Consider the following 16,914-nt stretch of genomic DNA (forward strand, 5'->3'; position numbering starts at 1 on the left):
CTCTAATCCGCCACAACAAATTTTCCGTCCTGAACTTTAACAAGATAGTATCCATCAAGAACATCTCCAAACTTATCAAAACGCACCGGCTGGCTGAGACCTTGAAAACCTTCAATAGACAGTATCGCCTTTTTTACCCCCTCAGGAGTTAATTCCTCGGACCTCTCAATCCCCATCAGCATGAGACTGGTCCCGTCCCACAACAGATCACTAACAAACGAAGGTGCTTGTTTATAACGTGAAAAATACTGTTTTCTATAAGCTACCATAGCAGCACTTGGCTGACCGTAAAACTGAGTAGAGGAAAGCACCATCCCCTCAACAGCTCTGCCGCCATGCGGGAGAAGATCATTACTCTGCGACCAACTTACACCGAAGAAAGGAATATCCGAATCAAGTTTACGAATTTGTTGGGCAAGATTTGCAGCATCAATAGCGGAAAGACACATCAAAACGCCGCCGACATCAGCATCTACAATTTTTCTAGCCAAAGCCAACATCTCAGGGTGTTTCGTTTTTTCTATAGTCAAAGCAAGAGGAACAAGCACCCCATGTTTTTCAACGTCTCTTTTGAATAATTTATAAACCTGCTCAGTATATTTTCTATTGCTGAGATCATAAACAACAGCCATTGATTTTATACCTTCTCCGACAACAGTCTTAGCAAGCAATGATGCCTGACGACTTGAGGTCGAACAAACCCGCAAAAGATTATCATCCCTTCCTACCAGAAGGTCAGTACTCATAGTTCCTGTCAAAACGAGGACATCTTTACCCTCAATAGCCTCAAGAGTTACTTCTGCCATCTGGCTGAATACAGGCCCTATAATAAATTTCAACCCATCAGCGATCATCGAATCAAGCACTTGGCGGCAAATCTCAGGATCGCCCGTATTATCACGGATAACAAGTTCAATGAGCCGCCCCCTTATGCCTCCGGCCTCATTTACCTGATCAACATAAAGCTGTACGGCATTGCGCGCGCCAACCCCGATCTCTGACCGCCTTCCAGACAGCTCTCCCACAACCCCGATTTTAATCGGTTCTGGATCACCACAGGCAGCGAATCCCATCATAGCTATCAAAAAAAACATGACCATCAGCTTTTGCATATTCTTAATCATACTGTTCTCCGCTCAAAGTGATGAAATTATCAATATTCTTCCGAAGAGAATATCGGATGAAATTTTGTAGGCGGGAGAGAATTTGAAGAATCCCAGTTTTTAATATTATTTTGATCAATCACAACAACAGACGGGGCCACATGTTTATAGTATTTACGCCCCTCAAGAATCCTTACCATAGTATCTACAGCAATTCGTGATAAGGCCACAGTGGAATCTGTCGGAGCCGCCAAAATACGGCCTTGCCTGATTCCCTCGTCCACAGCAGGAGTGTAATAATATGAGATAACATCTACTTTATCAGAAAGGCCTTGTAATTTAAGCTGCCTAGCAGCCTCTTCTGCAGAAGGAGCCGTGCCGACAATAACATCCAGTTCATCCTTATAATCAGACAAAGCTTTTGCAATGAGAGGGCGCTGAGAATACCTACCGGTATCGCCATATTCAGTTGCTACGATATTAATAGCCTTCCCCTCAATTGAAGAGGTGAATCCAAGAACTCCAGACTCAACCCACCCAGCCCCTCTAGGCCCGGGAAACCAAGCCACATCAATAGGCTTGCCTTTCTTTGCTTGAAGCTTGTTTAAGTAGTTACCAGTCAGTATCCCCATGTTTTGAAAAGAAGAGGCAACCCGGGCGGAAATATGCGGAGACCTGATAGTATTTGCCAAGTCAACTACAGGGATACCCATCTTAGAAGCTTCAATAACAATATCGTTCAGCCCTGTCTCAGAAATAGCTCCAATGATTAAACCATCAGGCTTTAACGTAGCAATACACGATTTGATTTGATCCCGCTGAATGTAGAGATTTACGTACCCACCAGCTTCATACAAAGTAAGGTTAATTCCGATCCGTTTTGCTTCTTCCATCAGACCGTAATTTGCACTTAGCCAGTAAGAATCTTTAAGATGTGGAATAAAAGCAGCAATCCGCCATTTTTTAGAAGCGGATTCTAAAGGAACATAAATAGCCTCTTTGTGCTTCAAACTTTCATTAAATGGCGGGGTCCATACATCAACTCCGATTGTCCATGAAGCTTTTTCTGCAAAGGCTTCAGTCTTGGCGAAACTGAAAAACAGGACCGCCATAACAAAAAACACCGCACCTAACTTAAGTTTACCCCGAACCCCAGGCAGGGCAAAGGAAAGTATAACTGACCCCTTACACATCTTTAAAATAACCTTCTTTTATAAATGCAACCCATAAAAAATAGCCCCACAAAACCACACTCGAAAAGTAGACAATTATAATTTAGCAAAATGTATCTGTTCTGACAACAAAAAGCAAAAAAAGTATAAAACAGCACACACAAAGTATACTACCAGCAAACCAAATATAAACAGCTATAATATATTGGTAAAAAATATTTTAATCGAACTTATTAAATACCTTCTTGTTCCAACCTCTATCACTATGCTAGATTCATATGAACAAATGTATATTTACAGATAGGATCGAGACTGGCACACAATTATTTCTTAACTAATCAATAACGCATTAAATGGTATCCAATGAATAGTATTGCCTCAACCCTCTCCCGCTATATGCTAGCCTTCTGCTTTGCATCAATTCTTCTTTTTGGAGGAATGATACTATATTTTCTGGTTTCAAATTATCAGAAAGATTGTGCGGAAACCGAAAATGTTCTTATGGGAAACGCAGAAGAAAATCTGAAGAATGAGATGTTTAGAATACAAGACTACATCAATTTTAGCATAAATACAGCTAACACCGTTGCAGCAAATTCGGTCAAGGCAGAAGTAAACGAAGCCGAAGAAATCGCCACTCATCTGTTTAATACATATAAAGAAGCCATGAGCCAGACTGAGCTGAAACAACTCATTAAAGAAGCTCTCCGCAACCTGACTCGCAAAAACAAGATTGACTACACATTCATTTTGGACATGGAAGGCACTCAAATTTTATCATCCAACCGTCCAGAACTGGAGCAGACAAACGTACTGTTATTCCAGGCGCCTGACGGCAGCCTTACCAACAAAGCAATCATAGATCTTGCCGTGTCCCAAAAAGAGGGTTTCATAAACCGGAACTGGAGCACGTCCGGCGCGGCAAAAAACACTCACTCTCAACTTGAATATATTAAATATTTTGCGCCATTCAATTGGATTCTTGGAACTGGTCAAGATTACGCAGCGATCACTGAGGCGACTAAAAAAGATGTCTTAAAGCGTTTGAGCCTAATCCGCCTCAGCAGAGATGGTTACATTTTCGCAGGCTCTTATGACGGAACCGTTTTTTTAGGCCCGGCAAAAGGACAAAACCCTATAGAAATGAAAGAAAGCAATGCCGCCCAAATCATGGTTGAACTTATTGACAAAGCGAAGGCTGGCGGAGGATTTCTCAGGTACACAATTCCATCAATTGATTCGAGCTTTAAACCTATTAGAAAGCTAAGTTACTGCCTACCGATTAACGATTGGGGCTGGTACTTCGGAGCGGGATCCAATATATCTTTGCTGGAAAAGACGCTTCAGGAAAAACATGAAAAGTTGTTTGAAATTCTTTTAGTCAAAATTTCAGCAACCTGTGCGCTATTTCTACTTCTTACATTTGCCGCCTTCTTTTTCACTGAGACATTCAAAAAGGTTTTGACTAACAATTTTGATTCTTTTGAAAGATTTTTTCGCAAGGGGACAGACTCTCCTATAAAAATCGACCGCTCACAAATAGCTTTTAAAGAATTCGATCAAATGGCTGTTCTCGCAAATACAATGATCGACAGCAGAGAATCAGCAAGAAAAGATTTATTAAAATCTGAAATAACCTATCGCGAGATATTTAACTCCACGAAAGAAGCTATTGGAGTTTTAGACATTGAAAAGCGCGTATTTATAGATGTTAATCAAGCTTTTCTGGATTTCTTTGGACTTGACCGCATGAATGCTCTCGGAATGAGTCCTGAAAAAATAAGTTTCAACACGCCACCCTACGACAACAAATACGCTGGAGAACTCTTTCACAAGGCTCTTCTTGGTGAAGCTGTAGACTTTGAATGGATGGTAAAGGATGCTCAGGGCAAACCTTTCTGGACAGACAACCTTGCCAGAGTTGCAACCATCGGTGGGCAGCAAAGACTCCTAATAGTCATGCGCGACATTACAGAGCGCAAAAAAATGCAAGAAATCATGATTCAGACGGAAAAAATGATGTCAGTGGGAGGGCTTGCTGCCGGCATGGCGCATGAAATTAATAATCCGCTTGGAGTTATCCTGCAAGTCACCCAAAACATCATACGTAGAACTTCTCCCGAATTACCAGGAAATATACCTATAGCGGAAGAATGCGGTATAGATTTAATTAAATTACAAGACTACATGGAGAATCGAGGAATAAACTACTACCTAACTAATATCCAAGAAGCGGGAGCCCGCGCAGCCACTATTGTGAAGTCCATGCTGGATTTCAGTCGTAAAAGTAATTCAGCAAAATCATCAGGAAACATTGAAGCTACACTCGAGAATGCGTTAGCCCTTGCCTCAAATGATTATGATCTCAAAAAACAATATGATTTCAAAAAAATTAAAATTATACGCGAGTACGAAAACCCACCCCCATTCAGATTCACTGAAATGGAGATAGGTCAAGTCTTTTTGAATTTGATTAAAAATGCGGCACAGGCTTTATCGGAAAGTTCGAATAAGACAGAAATACCCACAATCATAATCAGAACGTCCGTTGATAACTCATCTGTTCATATCGAAATAGAGGATAATGGACCCGGAATATCTGCCAGATATTTAAAGAGAGTATTTGAGCCATTTTACTCAACGAAAGCCCCTGGAACAGGAACCGGGCTGGGTTTATCTGTATCCTACTTTATTATTACTCATAACCACAGCGGAACCATTAAAGTCGATTCCAATCTAGGGGAAGGCACAAGGTTCACCATAACCCTACCGTTTTTTTCTAATTCAATAACGCACTAGAAATAAATTTAATCTTGTTGGGCAAGCAACATATCTGCATAGGATTGATACTTTGTTGCGCTAACTTCCGGCAGATAATCATCTCCGCCTATTAATGACCACACCAGTCTGGCAAGTCTTATCGGTGCAACCTGAGTATAATTGTTTCCGGACTCAGCTAGTTTTGCACTTAGAATATCTGCGACTTTTTTGACTCCGGTAAAATCAAAAATAATATCTACATCAACCCCTAACTGAATTATATCATCAATTGATACCACCGGAACACAATTCTCTTGGGCAAACTTTTTACCATTTGTATCAGCTAACTCGCAAACGCATTTAACATTCAGCACACTCTCAGTCCCTGCAACTTTCTCAAGAAATACTGACCCAACTCTCCCGAGACCAACAATAGCTATATTGTGATTTTCCATAGCCACCCCCCTATATTACTATAAAAATTAAGAAATACTGCGCAATTATACAATAATTACCAAGATTAATTCCCTTCTTACCCTGCCTTTACGCTTTTTCGCAAGCCCCATATCAATGATTTATCAATTCTGATTATTTTTCAGCATCTTTTCAATAAGCAAACCCCTATCTTCCGATGACTATATAGGAAAAAAATGGCATTATAAGGAAGTTACCGAAACTGGTCATAAATAAACGCTACATATAGATGAGGATTTACAAATGGATAGAGGACCTTCACCTTTCAGAGACAAAAAGAACGTACTTATCGGCCTGCTGCTCATGCTATGCATTATACAGGCATCGGCACTTCTAAAAAATAAACATGAATCCGTATCAAACCGCATGGAAGCGGGAGAAAATGTTGTAATCACGGACGTCAGTTTAGACAGTCAGGGCTATTCTCAGTTGCTTATTGCCTTTGACCGTCCCATAGGGCCTCTAGCCGTATCGACCGTACTGAAAACACCACCAGCCAAAATTACTCCAGAAGTAAAAGGCGAATGGCGCTGGATTAACCCATACGGTTTGAAATTCACGGCAGATCCGTCATTTAAATCGGACACAAAATTCACTATTGAAATGAAACCTGATAATTTCCTACTAGACGGACAAAATCTGAGCGGTGAGACAAGCTTCACGGTTCAAACGGGCAGCTTCACTGTAACTGAAACAACCATGCAAACTGAGCCCGTCACCGGGCCGGGAAAAAACGTACGTATTGAAGGAGCTATCACTTTCAGCAGTTACGTAAATCCCGAAAAAACACTTGCCAAGATCTCTCTCACGGGATCTGACGGCAAAGATATTCCTTTAAGCATAACTACAAATTACGATGACTATTACCAAAGATTTGTAAGTGGTCCCATCGAAAAGACTACGGCCAGCAAGACTTACACACTTAAAATAAGTAAAGGATTGCCAGATGGAAAAGGCAACATGGAACTTAGCAAAGACTATAACAAATCCATTGATATCGTCTTTGATCCTGTTCTTCGTTACATGGGATACAACGGCGCAAGCACTGTTACCGGATCAAGAGTAGAGCTTGGTTTTTCCAGCCCTGTAATCCCTGCGCAGCTACTTGAAATGATCTCAATTAAACCTGACGTTTTCGTTTCGGCGGCATCCTCGGGCAAAAAAGTAGTACTCTCAGGGCCATTTGTGCCCGGCAAAAAATATGACATCACTTTAAAAGAGGGATTAACTGCGTCCGACGGAGCAGTACTGGACGAAGGACTCATCGCCAACGTAACGATTCCCAACATTACTCCTGTCGCAGACTTCACTGCCAACGGCATGTTTCTCTCAGAATCAGGCTATAAAACTCTGGGCATCGAAACCGTCAATACCAACCATGTAGATATAAATGTGGACCGTGTTTTTCCGAACAACCTATTCTCACTGTTCACCCATTATGGCTACATGGCTTTTGACTCCACCACATATGGCGGCGGGCTTTCTCCTGCTCTGGGTAATAAGATTTTTTCTGGCAAAATAAACATTACATCTAAACCGAACGAGAAGACCGTAACTCCCCTATCTCTCCAGAGCTTTATAGCAGAGGGCGGCAAGGGATTATACAGAGTCAGTGCGGGAGTTCCGAGGCAAAACCAGAAGGCCCAGCGCTGGATAATGATTACCGATCTCGGAGTTGTTGCCAAACAAGGTGAGAACGAGTCTCTTTTCTGGGTATCATCTGTTTCCACTCTTAAGCCAGTTACCGATGCTCGAGTACAGATCATAAGCAATCGCAATCAAATTATGGCTAGCGGAACTACTAGCAAACGTGGACTGCTCATCATCAAAAAGTCTGCTCTTAGGCAGGACGTAGGCCGCCCGTATATGGTTATTGTTAAGCGCAAAAATGATATGACATTTCTCCTGCTGGACCGCTTTGCAACCGACATGGCGGGTCTCGATGTAGCAGGACAAAGACTTTCACCAAAAGGTTTCACATCTTTTTCATACGGTGAAAGGAATTTATATCGTCCAGGCGAGACAGTAAAAGGTGTCGCAATCATCAGAGATAAAAAACTTACTCCTTCAAATAAAATGCCTATAGTTCTAGTCTACACGGACCAGCGCGGGCGTGAACTTTTCCGCAAAACAGCCACCACCGACAGTCAGGGCATGGTCGAATTTAAACGAGAAATCCCGGACTACTCACCCACAGGTCATTTCTCAGTCAAAATTCTCGCCGGAAATGAAAATATTGGTAATTACCGCTACTCAGTTGAAGACTTTATGCCGGACAGAATTGCTGCAGAAATTATCACCGCAGAAATTCCAGAACTGGGAGAAAATCTAAAATTCGAAGTAGAAGGAAGATACCTATTCGGCCCTCCAGCAGAAAGTCTTCCTGTGACAGCAAGAGTGTCTCTTGAATCCGCTAATTTTGCCCCTAAAGGGTACGAAAATTACCGTTTTAATACGGACTCAAGCTCTTTCAAGCCACGCGAAATAATGGTTTCTGATGAAAAGCTGGACGGATCCGGCAAGCACTCTTTCTCCGTCATTATTCCTGACAACATAAAATCTGATTCAGCACTACAAGCTAGGTTAACAGCCAGAATAAGCGAAACAGGCGGACGCGGTGTTACTGCGACAAAAACAGAACCTATTAATATTTCAAAATTCTACCCCGGCCTCAAAAGCCCTGCCAAGCAGGGATATGAACAAAACGAAGCCGTCAAGGTTGATTACGTCACGCTAACCCCAGAGGGTGAGAAGACAGTTGCGCCCAATCTTACCATGACTCTTTACCGTGACCGCTGGCAGACGATTGTGCGCGCCACTCCTTCGGGCGGGTTCAAATATGTAACAGAGCGCGACCCGCAGTTAATCGAAACTCGTAAAATTTCGCCGGCAGATCCGCTTGGTTCATTCAAAGTATCCCCTGCCGAATTCGGCAGTTACCGAGTTATTTTAAGCGATCCCGAGTCCGGCGTATCAGCTCAGGCAAACTTCTTCTGCGGAGGCTGGGGATATTCTCCATGGGCCATGAAAAACCCTTCGAGGCTCGAAATTGTCCCCGTCAAAAAGGGAGACTACAAGCCGGGCGAAATGGCTGAATACCAAATTCGTGCCCCCTTCGCGGGAAAGATGTTGATCACCATCGAGGATCGTTCAATTCGTTGGTCAAAGACTCTATCCATAAAAGGGAACACAGCTAAAATATCCGTACCTGTTCAAAAAGGGCTCAGCCCGAATGCATATGTCACAGCCACTCTAATAAGATCGGTGAATGACATTGAAGCGGGATCATCCGCACGCGCAGTTGGAGCTGTGCCATTATTCGTGAACAGAAACTCTAATAAGTTATCCGTAGCTATTCAGTCGCCGGAAACAATCCGGCCCATGCAGACGGTTACAATAAAAGTTAAAACTGATCCCGGTGCAAAGCTGACTATTGCGGCTGTAGACGAGGGCATACTTAGACTTTCAGGCCAGAAAACAGCTGATCCTTTTAGTTATTTCTACGCAAAAAGAGCACTCGGAGTTAGATGGTCCGACACTTTCGGAATGCTGATGCCTGATGCGGGACCAATTAACAGTTCTCCCGCAGGTGGTGGCGCATCCCTTGCCATGATGAAGCAATTCGCTGGCAGTGCGTCCATCAAAAGAGTAAAACCCGTAACCTTCTGGTCCGGCATCATCACCGCCGACAAGAAAGGTAACGCCTCATTTGATGCCAAAATTCCAAGCTTCAGCGGAGCTCTGCGCATCATGGCAGTAGTTACCGACGGCAAAAAATTCGGATCATCATCAACACTCATGACTGTCCGTTCCCCGCTAATGGTAACGCCCACCTTGCCTAGATTCCTAGCTCCAAATGAGAGCTTCGACATCCCCGTAGCGGTGCGCAACGACACGCCCGAGCACGGCAACTTCACGATAACAGTCAAAGCATCCGGCGCATTCGAAACAGCAATGTCACTAGATTCTTTTGCAGTCGAAAAAAACAGACAGCAGACAGCTTTTTTCAAAGCCAAAACGAGCAACAGCATAGGTGAATCAGTCTTCGAATTCACAGCTGAAGGGAATAAAGAAAAAACTCAAGAATCCATCGATATGGTCATACGTCCTGCGATTCCCGTTCAGCGCGCAAGCAGGTCCGGCTTTTTGAAAGACAAAAAAACATCATTCCCACTCACTCTTAAAGGAATGAGGAATGCGACCATCAGTAGAACGCTGACCATCGGTAATCAGCCCATGATCCGCATGGCAGGGAAACTGGATTACCTGCTCCGCTATCCATATGGATGCGCAGAGCAAACAATCTCCAGAGCTTTCCCGCTACTGAAATTCCCCGAACTTGCGCGCGAACTTTCACCTTCAAGTTTCGATGAAAAGTCGCCGCAGTACATGGTGCAATCAGCCTTAAGCAGACTTGCAATGATGCAGAGTGGTAACGGCGGATTCGCAATGTGGCCCGGCAGTTATAAACCTGATGCATGGACCTCGGTTTATGCGCTCCATTTCCTATATGAAGCCAGCCTTTCCGGCTATCAGGTAGATAGCCTGCTTAAGAATTCCGCAATCGCTTATGTTTCCAGCATAGCAAGTCAAATTAACGATCAAAAGTCATTCAGATTACCATGTTACGCGCTCTATGTTCTCGCCAAATGCGGCAAACCAATGCACGGACCCATGAACTATGTGCGTGAACAAAAAACATCCAAACTAGACCAGCTATCGTTAACCCTACTCGGCGGAGCTTTTGCCGCAACGGGCGACATGGCCGCATACACAAAGCTATTAGCAACCAAGCCTATTCCTAGTTCAGACGCTGACAAGGACAATTTCTTCAGCTCCGAAACCCGCGACTTAGCCCTTGAAACGCTAGTTCGTATGGAGTTCGACAAAGCTGACGATTCCATACCCAAAATGATCAAAAAACTGTCCAACCTAATGGCGGACAGTGGCAGAAACATAACACAAGATAACGCCCTAGGATTTATGGCATTAGGCTCATTCTTCGGTCAGACTAAATCAGCCCCAATGCCCGCAGGTAAAATCACTAGCGGCGCAAAAGAGCTTGCCGTATTCGATAAAAATTCCACAACAGTTGTAACGCTAAAAGGTGATGCAAAATTCGATATAGAACTTGCTTCCGCTCCAAAAGAAGGAACCGCTGTCTGGACAATAACATCAAGAGCAGTGCCCGAAGTAACAAACTGGAAGCCTTTCTCAAACGGCCTTGAAATCACCCGCGAGTTCCTTAGCCGCGATGGTGAGCCATTAGACGTAAATAAAATCAAGCAAGGACAACTCATCGCCATGCGGACAACCGTAACGTCCAAAGGTAAACGAATCACCAACGCTGTGATCCAATGTCTGCTACCGTCCGGCTTAGAGCCAGAGAATACCAAGCTAGCCACAACCGAAGATCTACCGTGGCTAAAAAAAGGAAACGTAAGGCCCGATCACGTAGATATTCGCGATGACCGAGTACTAGTTTTCTCCGATATCCCAGCCAAAGGAAAAGTAGAGCAAGTAACGCTACTACGTGCCGTAACACGAGGAGAATTCAAAATCCCACCAGCACAGGTCCAAGCTATGTATAATCCTGAAATAGCGGGAGCTACCGATATAGGTGAGATGGCAATAAAATAAATGTTAAAATATTATTTTACTTTATTTCACTACACTCTTGACAAACAAACTGTGCTATCTATTTATAAAACAGCTTCAAACTCAACATTATAACGTCAACACAGGAAAAAATATGAGACCTACAATAGTATTGGGAGAAAAGAATTTGGAATGCCCTGATTGCGATGGAACAGGTCATGGGCCAAATTCTAGTCAATGCGAGAAATGTGGAGGAGATGGAAACCTCTGTGAATACTGCACCGATGAACCTTGCAATGATATTGATGGTGGCCATTGTCCAAAGTATGACAACTAAATGTTTTTTACACTCTTACAGGCTTGACTACAGCATTTATAGATGGCTAGAAAAATAGTCCCAACCCTTTTAGGCGGCATTGCTCTTTGCTTTGTCGTCTTTTTTACTTTGGATTTTGTGTATCCGTTTCCTGAGTATAAGTTGCACCCTGCGACTGCTACTGTTGTTTATGATCGTGATCATAATCCTTTGCGTATTTTCCTGCCTGCGGATGGTGCGCGCCGCATGCATACTGATATTTCTACTGTTTCGCCTGTGCTAATACAATCGCTTATAGCTTCGGAGGACGGTTGGTTTGAATATCATCCGGGCATTAATCCTTTCTCTGCTCTACGTGCGGCTGTTTCGAATATTCGTGCGGGCCATATTGTTTCAGGAGCATCTACAATCCCTATGCAGATTGCTCGTATGGCAGAGCCGAAATCCCGTACTTTGTCTGCCAAGCTCAAAGAATCCTTTCGCGCTGTTCAGTTAAAATTGCACCACTCAAATGATGAATTGCTTGAAATATATTTGAACATGCTCCCCTATGGCGGCAATATTGAAGGAGTTGCCGCAGCGTCACACTTTTATTTCGGACACGATCCCTCTACCCTATCTCTTGCCCAATCAGCACTACTTACAACCATGCCGCGCGGCCCTGCTACTTATGATCCCGTCAGACATCCTAAACAGGCCGAGCGAGGACGAAATCTTGTGATGGAACAGTTGGAGCAGCGCGGTGTTTTCCCGAGCGCGGAGGTTGAACGTAATAAGAAAGTTCCGTTGCCTACAAGAACGCAACCAGTTCCGCTAAAAGCGCCTCATTTTTCACGTATGGTTTTTAAACACACAGGGCCAGCATCTACTATAGAAACAACTCTAGATTATCCACTGCAACAGATTGCTGAAGAACGGCTGAAGAATCACATTTCTCTTCTGCGCAATGATGACATCGACAATGGCGCGTGTGTGATCATTCATATTCCCACACGCGAAATTCGTGCGCTAGTAGGCTCTGCTGACTTTTTCGAAAAGGGATATGGTGGCGCGATCAATCTTGCTGAAACCAAACGTTCACCGGGGTCAACACTCAAACCGTTTCTTTATGCACTTGCTATGGATAAGGGGCTAATGGCTCCAGCATCATATCTATATGATATACCCGTCGACTACTCTGGATATTCACCCGAAAATTATGATCAGACATGGAGCGGACAAGTTGAGATGCGTGAAGCATTAGCGCGCTCGCTCAATGTTCCAGCGGTAAAGACTTTAGCACAGACAACTGTACCGAGCTTTGTAGATTTATTGCGCAAGGGTGGCCTTAGCACCTTGAATAAAAATCCGATGGAATATGGTCTGCCGCTCGCACTTGGCGGGTGTGAGGTGAAGCTCACAGAGCTAACCAATTTATATGCATGTTTGGCTGATGACGGTAGATATAGGCCGTATAAAATTAGGCCGTCAGATAACGAAATAAGTTCGCAACTGCTCTCTCCAGAAGCGTCATGGATTACGCTGCAAATGCTGTCCAAAGTATCACGACCTGAAATGAATGATACATGGATGCTCACAAACGACATGCCTGAAACGGGCTGGAAAACAGGTACGTCCTTCGGCCATAGAGATGCGTGGGCAATTGGAATTTCAGGAGAGTACGCCATCGGTGTATGGGTGGGAAATCCTGACGGGAGACCACGCAAGGGTATCTCAGGAGCCGTTCATGCGGGGCCATTGCTATTCGACTTGCTCCGCGCCGCGTCACCTGGTGGTAAGCTTCCGGCACAGCCGGACGGTCCGGGGATAAGCGAAGTGAAAGTGTGCGCGCACAGTCATCAATTGCCCGGTCCATTTTGTACGGACAGGATCACCATGCAAACCTTGTCAGGCAAAACACAGTTCAAACCCTGCGAATATTGCAGACAGATTTTTATTGATCCTAAAAGTGGATTCCGCCTTTCAGGAGAATGTCTGGATCGCAAAAAATTAGATAAGAAAATAGTGAGAACGCTACCAGCGCAATTAGCCAGATGGAGAGCAGAAAACAGCATGGAAGTTCCGGAACTTCCACCCCTGTCGCCAGACTGCGATTTAATCCCCGCGGGTAATGCTCCAAGGATTATTTCTCCGGCATCAAGCACGCCCTATCTATTAAGAAAAGGAACACCGCTAAAGTTTCAGCAGATCAGCTTGCGGGCAAACGCAGAAGCTGACAGCGGAACGCTTCATTGGTTTTTGGATGGAAGATTAGTAAATAAAGGAGAGTTCGATCAAAAGCTATTCGCAGAAATAAAAGCGGGAAAACATAAAATATCTGTAACAGATTCACTCGGGCGGACAGATTCGGTTTTGTTTGAAGTTCGGGGTGGGGATTAAACTTCCCCAAGCCGCACACCAATCCACCGACTACCAAGTGACTTAGCCGCAATGCAACACCCTGCGGACATTGCGGACCACTCTATTATTTCGGGCAGTGATATGGCTCCGTTGAAATTACCTAGATGCGGCCCTGTTACCAGTGGGACGTCTGCTTCGTTCTTCTTAAGCTCCGCAACTTTTGCGGGGTCCATTCCGTACTTTAATAGATAATCGCGAAACTCTTGATCCTCTAAAATTTCCTGATCAACAACTCGCATAAACTCGAACATGTGCCGATCAACGCCCATTTCTTCGATCATACTTTTTACTAATTTAGCGGGATGCAAATCTATCTCATTTTGAAATTCACTGCCTGTAAAACCGCGATAATATCCTTTGAAACAGTCCGTCACTGCTGTTTCGAAAAATTCTGCATCAAACAACTCGCGAGCATCAACAGGCTCTTCGTTTTTATCTAGTCCGCACAGTTCGGGATTCTGCGCCCTGAAATAACTGCCTATTACCAGCAATATACTCATGAAATGCGAACCTACGGCTCTATAAAATTTATCTGAACCGGGCTTCATTACTTGCAGATGCTCAAAATCGCGCAATCCCGAAAGCCCGAAATTTGGAAATCTGCACGACTCAAGCCAGCGATCTAATCGCCCGAATCTATGCCACTGATATACCCCTTCATCCGTGCGGCGCATGGCCTGCACTCTATTATGAAAAAGCGGTATCGGAGCATCATGCACTATACCTTTTCCAGCTAACTGACCTAAAATAAAGGCATTACGGGACATTATCTCTAAAAAATCCTGCTTTTCAGAACGCCTACCTTCCCTATCATCATTGGGATATACAAAATAATCGCAGTGGGCATGGTAGGCCATAGCAAAGCCATCTTTATGTAAATTGCTAGGCGCGTCTGCTGGTAGGTTTGTAACCTTAAAGACCATCTGCCCCGCTACGCTGAAAGGGCGCGGACAATCAAAACGAACTTCGCAATTCTGAGCGAAATCCGCCAATTTTTCAGTCCATTTACCTTCAAGATGCAAACCGTCAGGAATTTCACCTTCGCGTGCAATTTTAATAGCAAAAATTTGTTCATCACCAGCGGACTTCATAACTGCGGATCGGCCTGAAAATGTAGGAGTCTCGAGCGCTTCTCCACGTTTTAGCAGTTCATCCCAAGTGATAGAGGGAGCGTGGCCTGAAAAAGGTGTAGGACTTTCAGGCAGGAGAAGCTCAAACGGCAACCCGCCAAGTCCTGCGGAAGCTTCAATTGAGGCATGTTCAGAACATGTTGATGCGGCCTGAACTTGTAGACTTAAAGCTTGTGATGAAAGCTCGGAATCTGAACTAGCAGCGCCAACGGCAGCAAGGGCTTTTGCGCACTCACGATAGAGCAGGCGGGACATTGTCTGATCAGAATATCTCTGCTCGATAATAACGTCCCAGACAGCCTTCAATATTGAAGAGTCTGCACTGTCGGGACTCTTTTGCAGAATTCCGCGCAAATTTCTCAGATCCATATAGGCCCCGCTGAACTCTCTTTCAGGAGTTAAGCCGCGAGCATAAGCAGTCGCTTCCTCTTTTTTCAAAATCACCCTCATTTGTTTATTTCGGCAGAACTATATGAATATACAAATTAAGGCTAGAGCGGGCCCATTGCTACTATTAATAGAATCAATAAATAGAGCACCAAAGGACTATTTAAATCTATTTGTTATAAATCCCTAACTCCTCTATTTCATACAGTTCTATCTAATCATATTTCAAACAACTTTTCAGGGGTAACAAATCATGTCTGATTCCGCTTACAAAAACATGTGGGAAAATCTAAATTTGGATATTGAGGCACACGATGGCCTTCTTGAAGTACTCGGTAAATTTTACGGTGACATTTATATGAGTCAGGAAGGACGTCTTAAGGGTATGGAATATCTTGATTTCGTACTTTCAGAAGTGCATGGGCTCCGCATTAAAGAACTAATGGATGCTAAAGAAGCAGGCAGAAAAATCATCGGAACATTCTGTGTTTTCGTACCCGAAGAGTTATCCCTTGCAGTTGATGCTATTCAAGTCGGACTGTGCGCTGGAGCAGATGCGGGAACAGAGGCAGCTGAAACTGTAGTGCCTCGAAATACTTGCGCTCTTATCAAATCTTTCATCGGTTTTAAAATGGCAAAAATCTGCCCTTACACCGAGTCATGCGACCTTATCATCGGAGAAACAACCTGCGATGGTAAGAAAAAAGCATATGAAGCATTCGGAGAAATGGCTCCTATGCACATCATGGAAGTTCCACAACGCAAAGAAGAAAGTGACCGAGTATTATGGAAATCTGAGGTTATTCGTTTGAAGGATGAGCTTGAAAAATTAACAGGCAAAACCATCACAGCCGAGTCTCTTAAAAAAGGCATTAAAATCACAAATGACAAGCGCCGTGCGCTGCAACGTTTAAACAAACTTCGTGCCGCCAAGCCTACACCAATTTCCGGACGTGACGTTCTTTTGATTAATCAGGTCAGCTTCTATGATGATCCTATCCGCTTCACTCAAAGCATCAACGCCCTTTGCGACCAAATTGATGAACGCATCGCAAATAATGAAGGTATTGTAGCTGAAAACACACCTCGTCTGATGCTTTCAGGTTGCCCGATGGCTGTTCCTAACTGGAAACTTCCATACATAATTGAAAGCTCAGGCGCAGTAGTTGTTGCAGAAGAATCATGCATAGGAACACGCAACAGCCGTGACCTAGTTGACGAAACCGGCGAAACCGTCGAAGAAATGATTAATGCTATCTGTGACCGCTACATGAAGATAGACTGTGCTTGCTTCACACCAAACAATGAGCGCATGGACAACATCAAAGAACTTGCTGAGCAAGCTGACGTTGATGGAGTTATTCATTACTCTCTCATGTTCTGTCAGCCTTATACCCATGAAGCTTTCAAAGTAGAAAAGACTCTAGCTTCTGAAAGCATTCCCATGCTTTCCATTGAAACAGATTACAGCATGGAAGACGTTGAACAGTTGAAAACAAGGGTCGAAGCCTTTGTTGAAATGATTTCCTAAACAGACCTTCCTACAAACAAATATAGGGGAGCTTTTGCGCCCC

General features: G+C 43.9%; 9 protein-coding genes. 5 read left to right on the forward strand and 4 right to left on the reverse strand.

From position 1 onward, the window contains the following. Positions 1-2 precede the first annotated feature (2 nt). Together BR06_RS0104925 and torT are read right to left on the reverse strand one after the other, a co-directional pair. The gene (locus tag BR06_RS0104925) at positions 3-1,124 is read right to left on the reverse strand and encodes an ABC transporter substrate-binding protein (RefSeq protein ID WP_031480713.1); all 1,122 of its coding nucleotides are present in this window, start codon (positions 1,122-1,124) and stop codon (positions 3-5) included. Between the two features lie 29 nt (positions 1,125-1,153). Next, positions 1,154-2,215: a TMAO reductase system periplasmic protein TorT gene (gene torT, locus BR06_RS0104930; RefSeq protein ID WP_169738223.1), complete on the reverse strand. Its 1,062-nt coding sequence runs from the start codon at positions 2,213-2,215 to the stop codon at positions 1,154-1,156. A gap of 498 nt (positions 2,216-2,713) precedes the next feature. Between torT and BR06_RS0104935 the strand changes: the two genes are divergently transcribed. After that, the gene (locus BR06_RS0104935; RefSeq protein ID WP_235727669.1) at positions 2,714-5,074 is read left to right on the forward strand and encodes a cache domain-containing protein; all 2,361 of its coding nucleotides are present in this window, start codon (positions 2,714-2,716) and stop codon (positions 5,072-5,074) included. Positions 5,075-5,082: 8 nt separating this feature from the next. Here BR06_RS0104935 and BR06_RS0104940 read toward each other — a convergent pair whose 3' ends face one another. Next, positions 5,083-5,490, reverse strand: coding sequence for a Gfo/Idh/MocA family oxidoreductase (locus tag BR06_RS0104940; protein WP_031480718.1), 408 nt, complete (start codon positions 5,488-5,490; stop codon positions 5,083-5,085). Positions 5,491-5,752: 262 nt separating this feature from the next. Between BR06_RS0104940 and BR06_RS0104945 the strand changes: the two genes are divergently transcribed. The 3 genes from BR06_RS0104945 to pbpC all read left to right on the forward strand — a co-directional run bounded on the left by BR06_RS0104945 (position 5,753) and on the right by pbpC (position 13,802). Then, positions 5,753-11,149 (forward strand): alpha-2-macroglobulin family protein, encoded by a 5,397-nt coding sequence (locus tag BR06_RS0104945; protein WP_031480720.1) that lies wholly within the window; start codon positions 5,753-5,755, stop codon positions 11,147-11,149. 112 nt (positions 11,150-11,261) lie between these two features. Next, complete coding sequence (locus tag BR06_RS20285; protein WP_156952658.1) at positions 11,262-11,444, forward strand: hypothetical protein; 183 nt, start codon at positions 11,262-11,264, stop codon at positions 11,442-11,444. Positions 11,445-11,486: 42 nt separating this feature from the next. After that, on the forward strand, positions 11,487-13,802 hold the full coding sequence (gene pbpC / locus BR06_RS0104955; protein ID WP_031480722.1) for a penicillin-binding protein 1C: 2,316 nt from the start codon (positions 11,487-11,489) through the stop codon (positions 13,800-13,802). On the opposite strand, the gene BR06_RS0104960 is transcribed toward pbpC, so the two are convergent. Next, complete coding sequence (locus BR06_RS0104960; protein WP_031480724.1) at positions 13,799-15,391, reverse strand: SidJ-related pseudokinase; 1,593 nt, start codon at positions 15,389-15,391, stop codon at positions 13,799-13,801. The genes pbpC and BR06_RS0104960 overlap by 4 nt on opposite strands. A gap of 202 nt (positions 15,392-15,593) precedes the next feature. Here BR06_RS0104960 and BR06_RS0104965 point away from each other — a divergent pair, with 202 nt between their 5' ends. Next, positions 15,594-16,871, forward strand: a complete 1,278-nt coding sequence (locus BR06_RS0104965; RefSeq protein ID WP_031480726.1) for a double-cubane-cluster-containing anaerobic reductase — start codon at positions 15,594-15,596, stop codon at positions 16,869-16,871. Positions 16,872-16,914 lie beyond the last annotated feature (43 nt).

Origin of the sequence: Maridesulfovibrio frigidus DSM 17176 (assembly GCF_000711735.1) — a bacterium.
Classification (GTDB): Bacteria; Desulfobacterota; Desulfovibrionia; order Desulfovibrionales; family Desulfovibrionaceae; genus Maridesulfovibrio; species Maridesulfovibrio frigidus.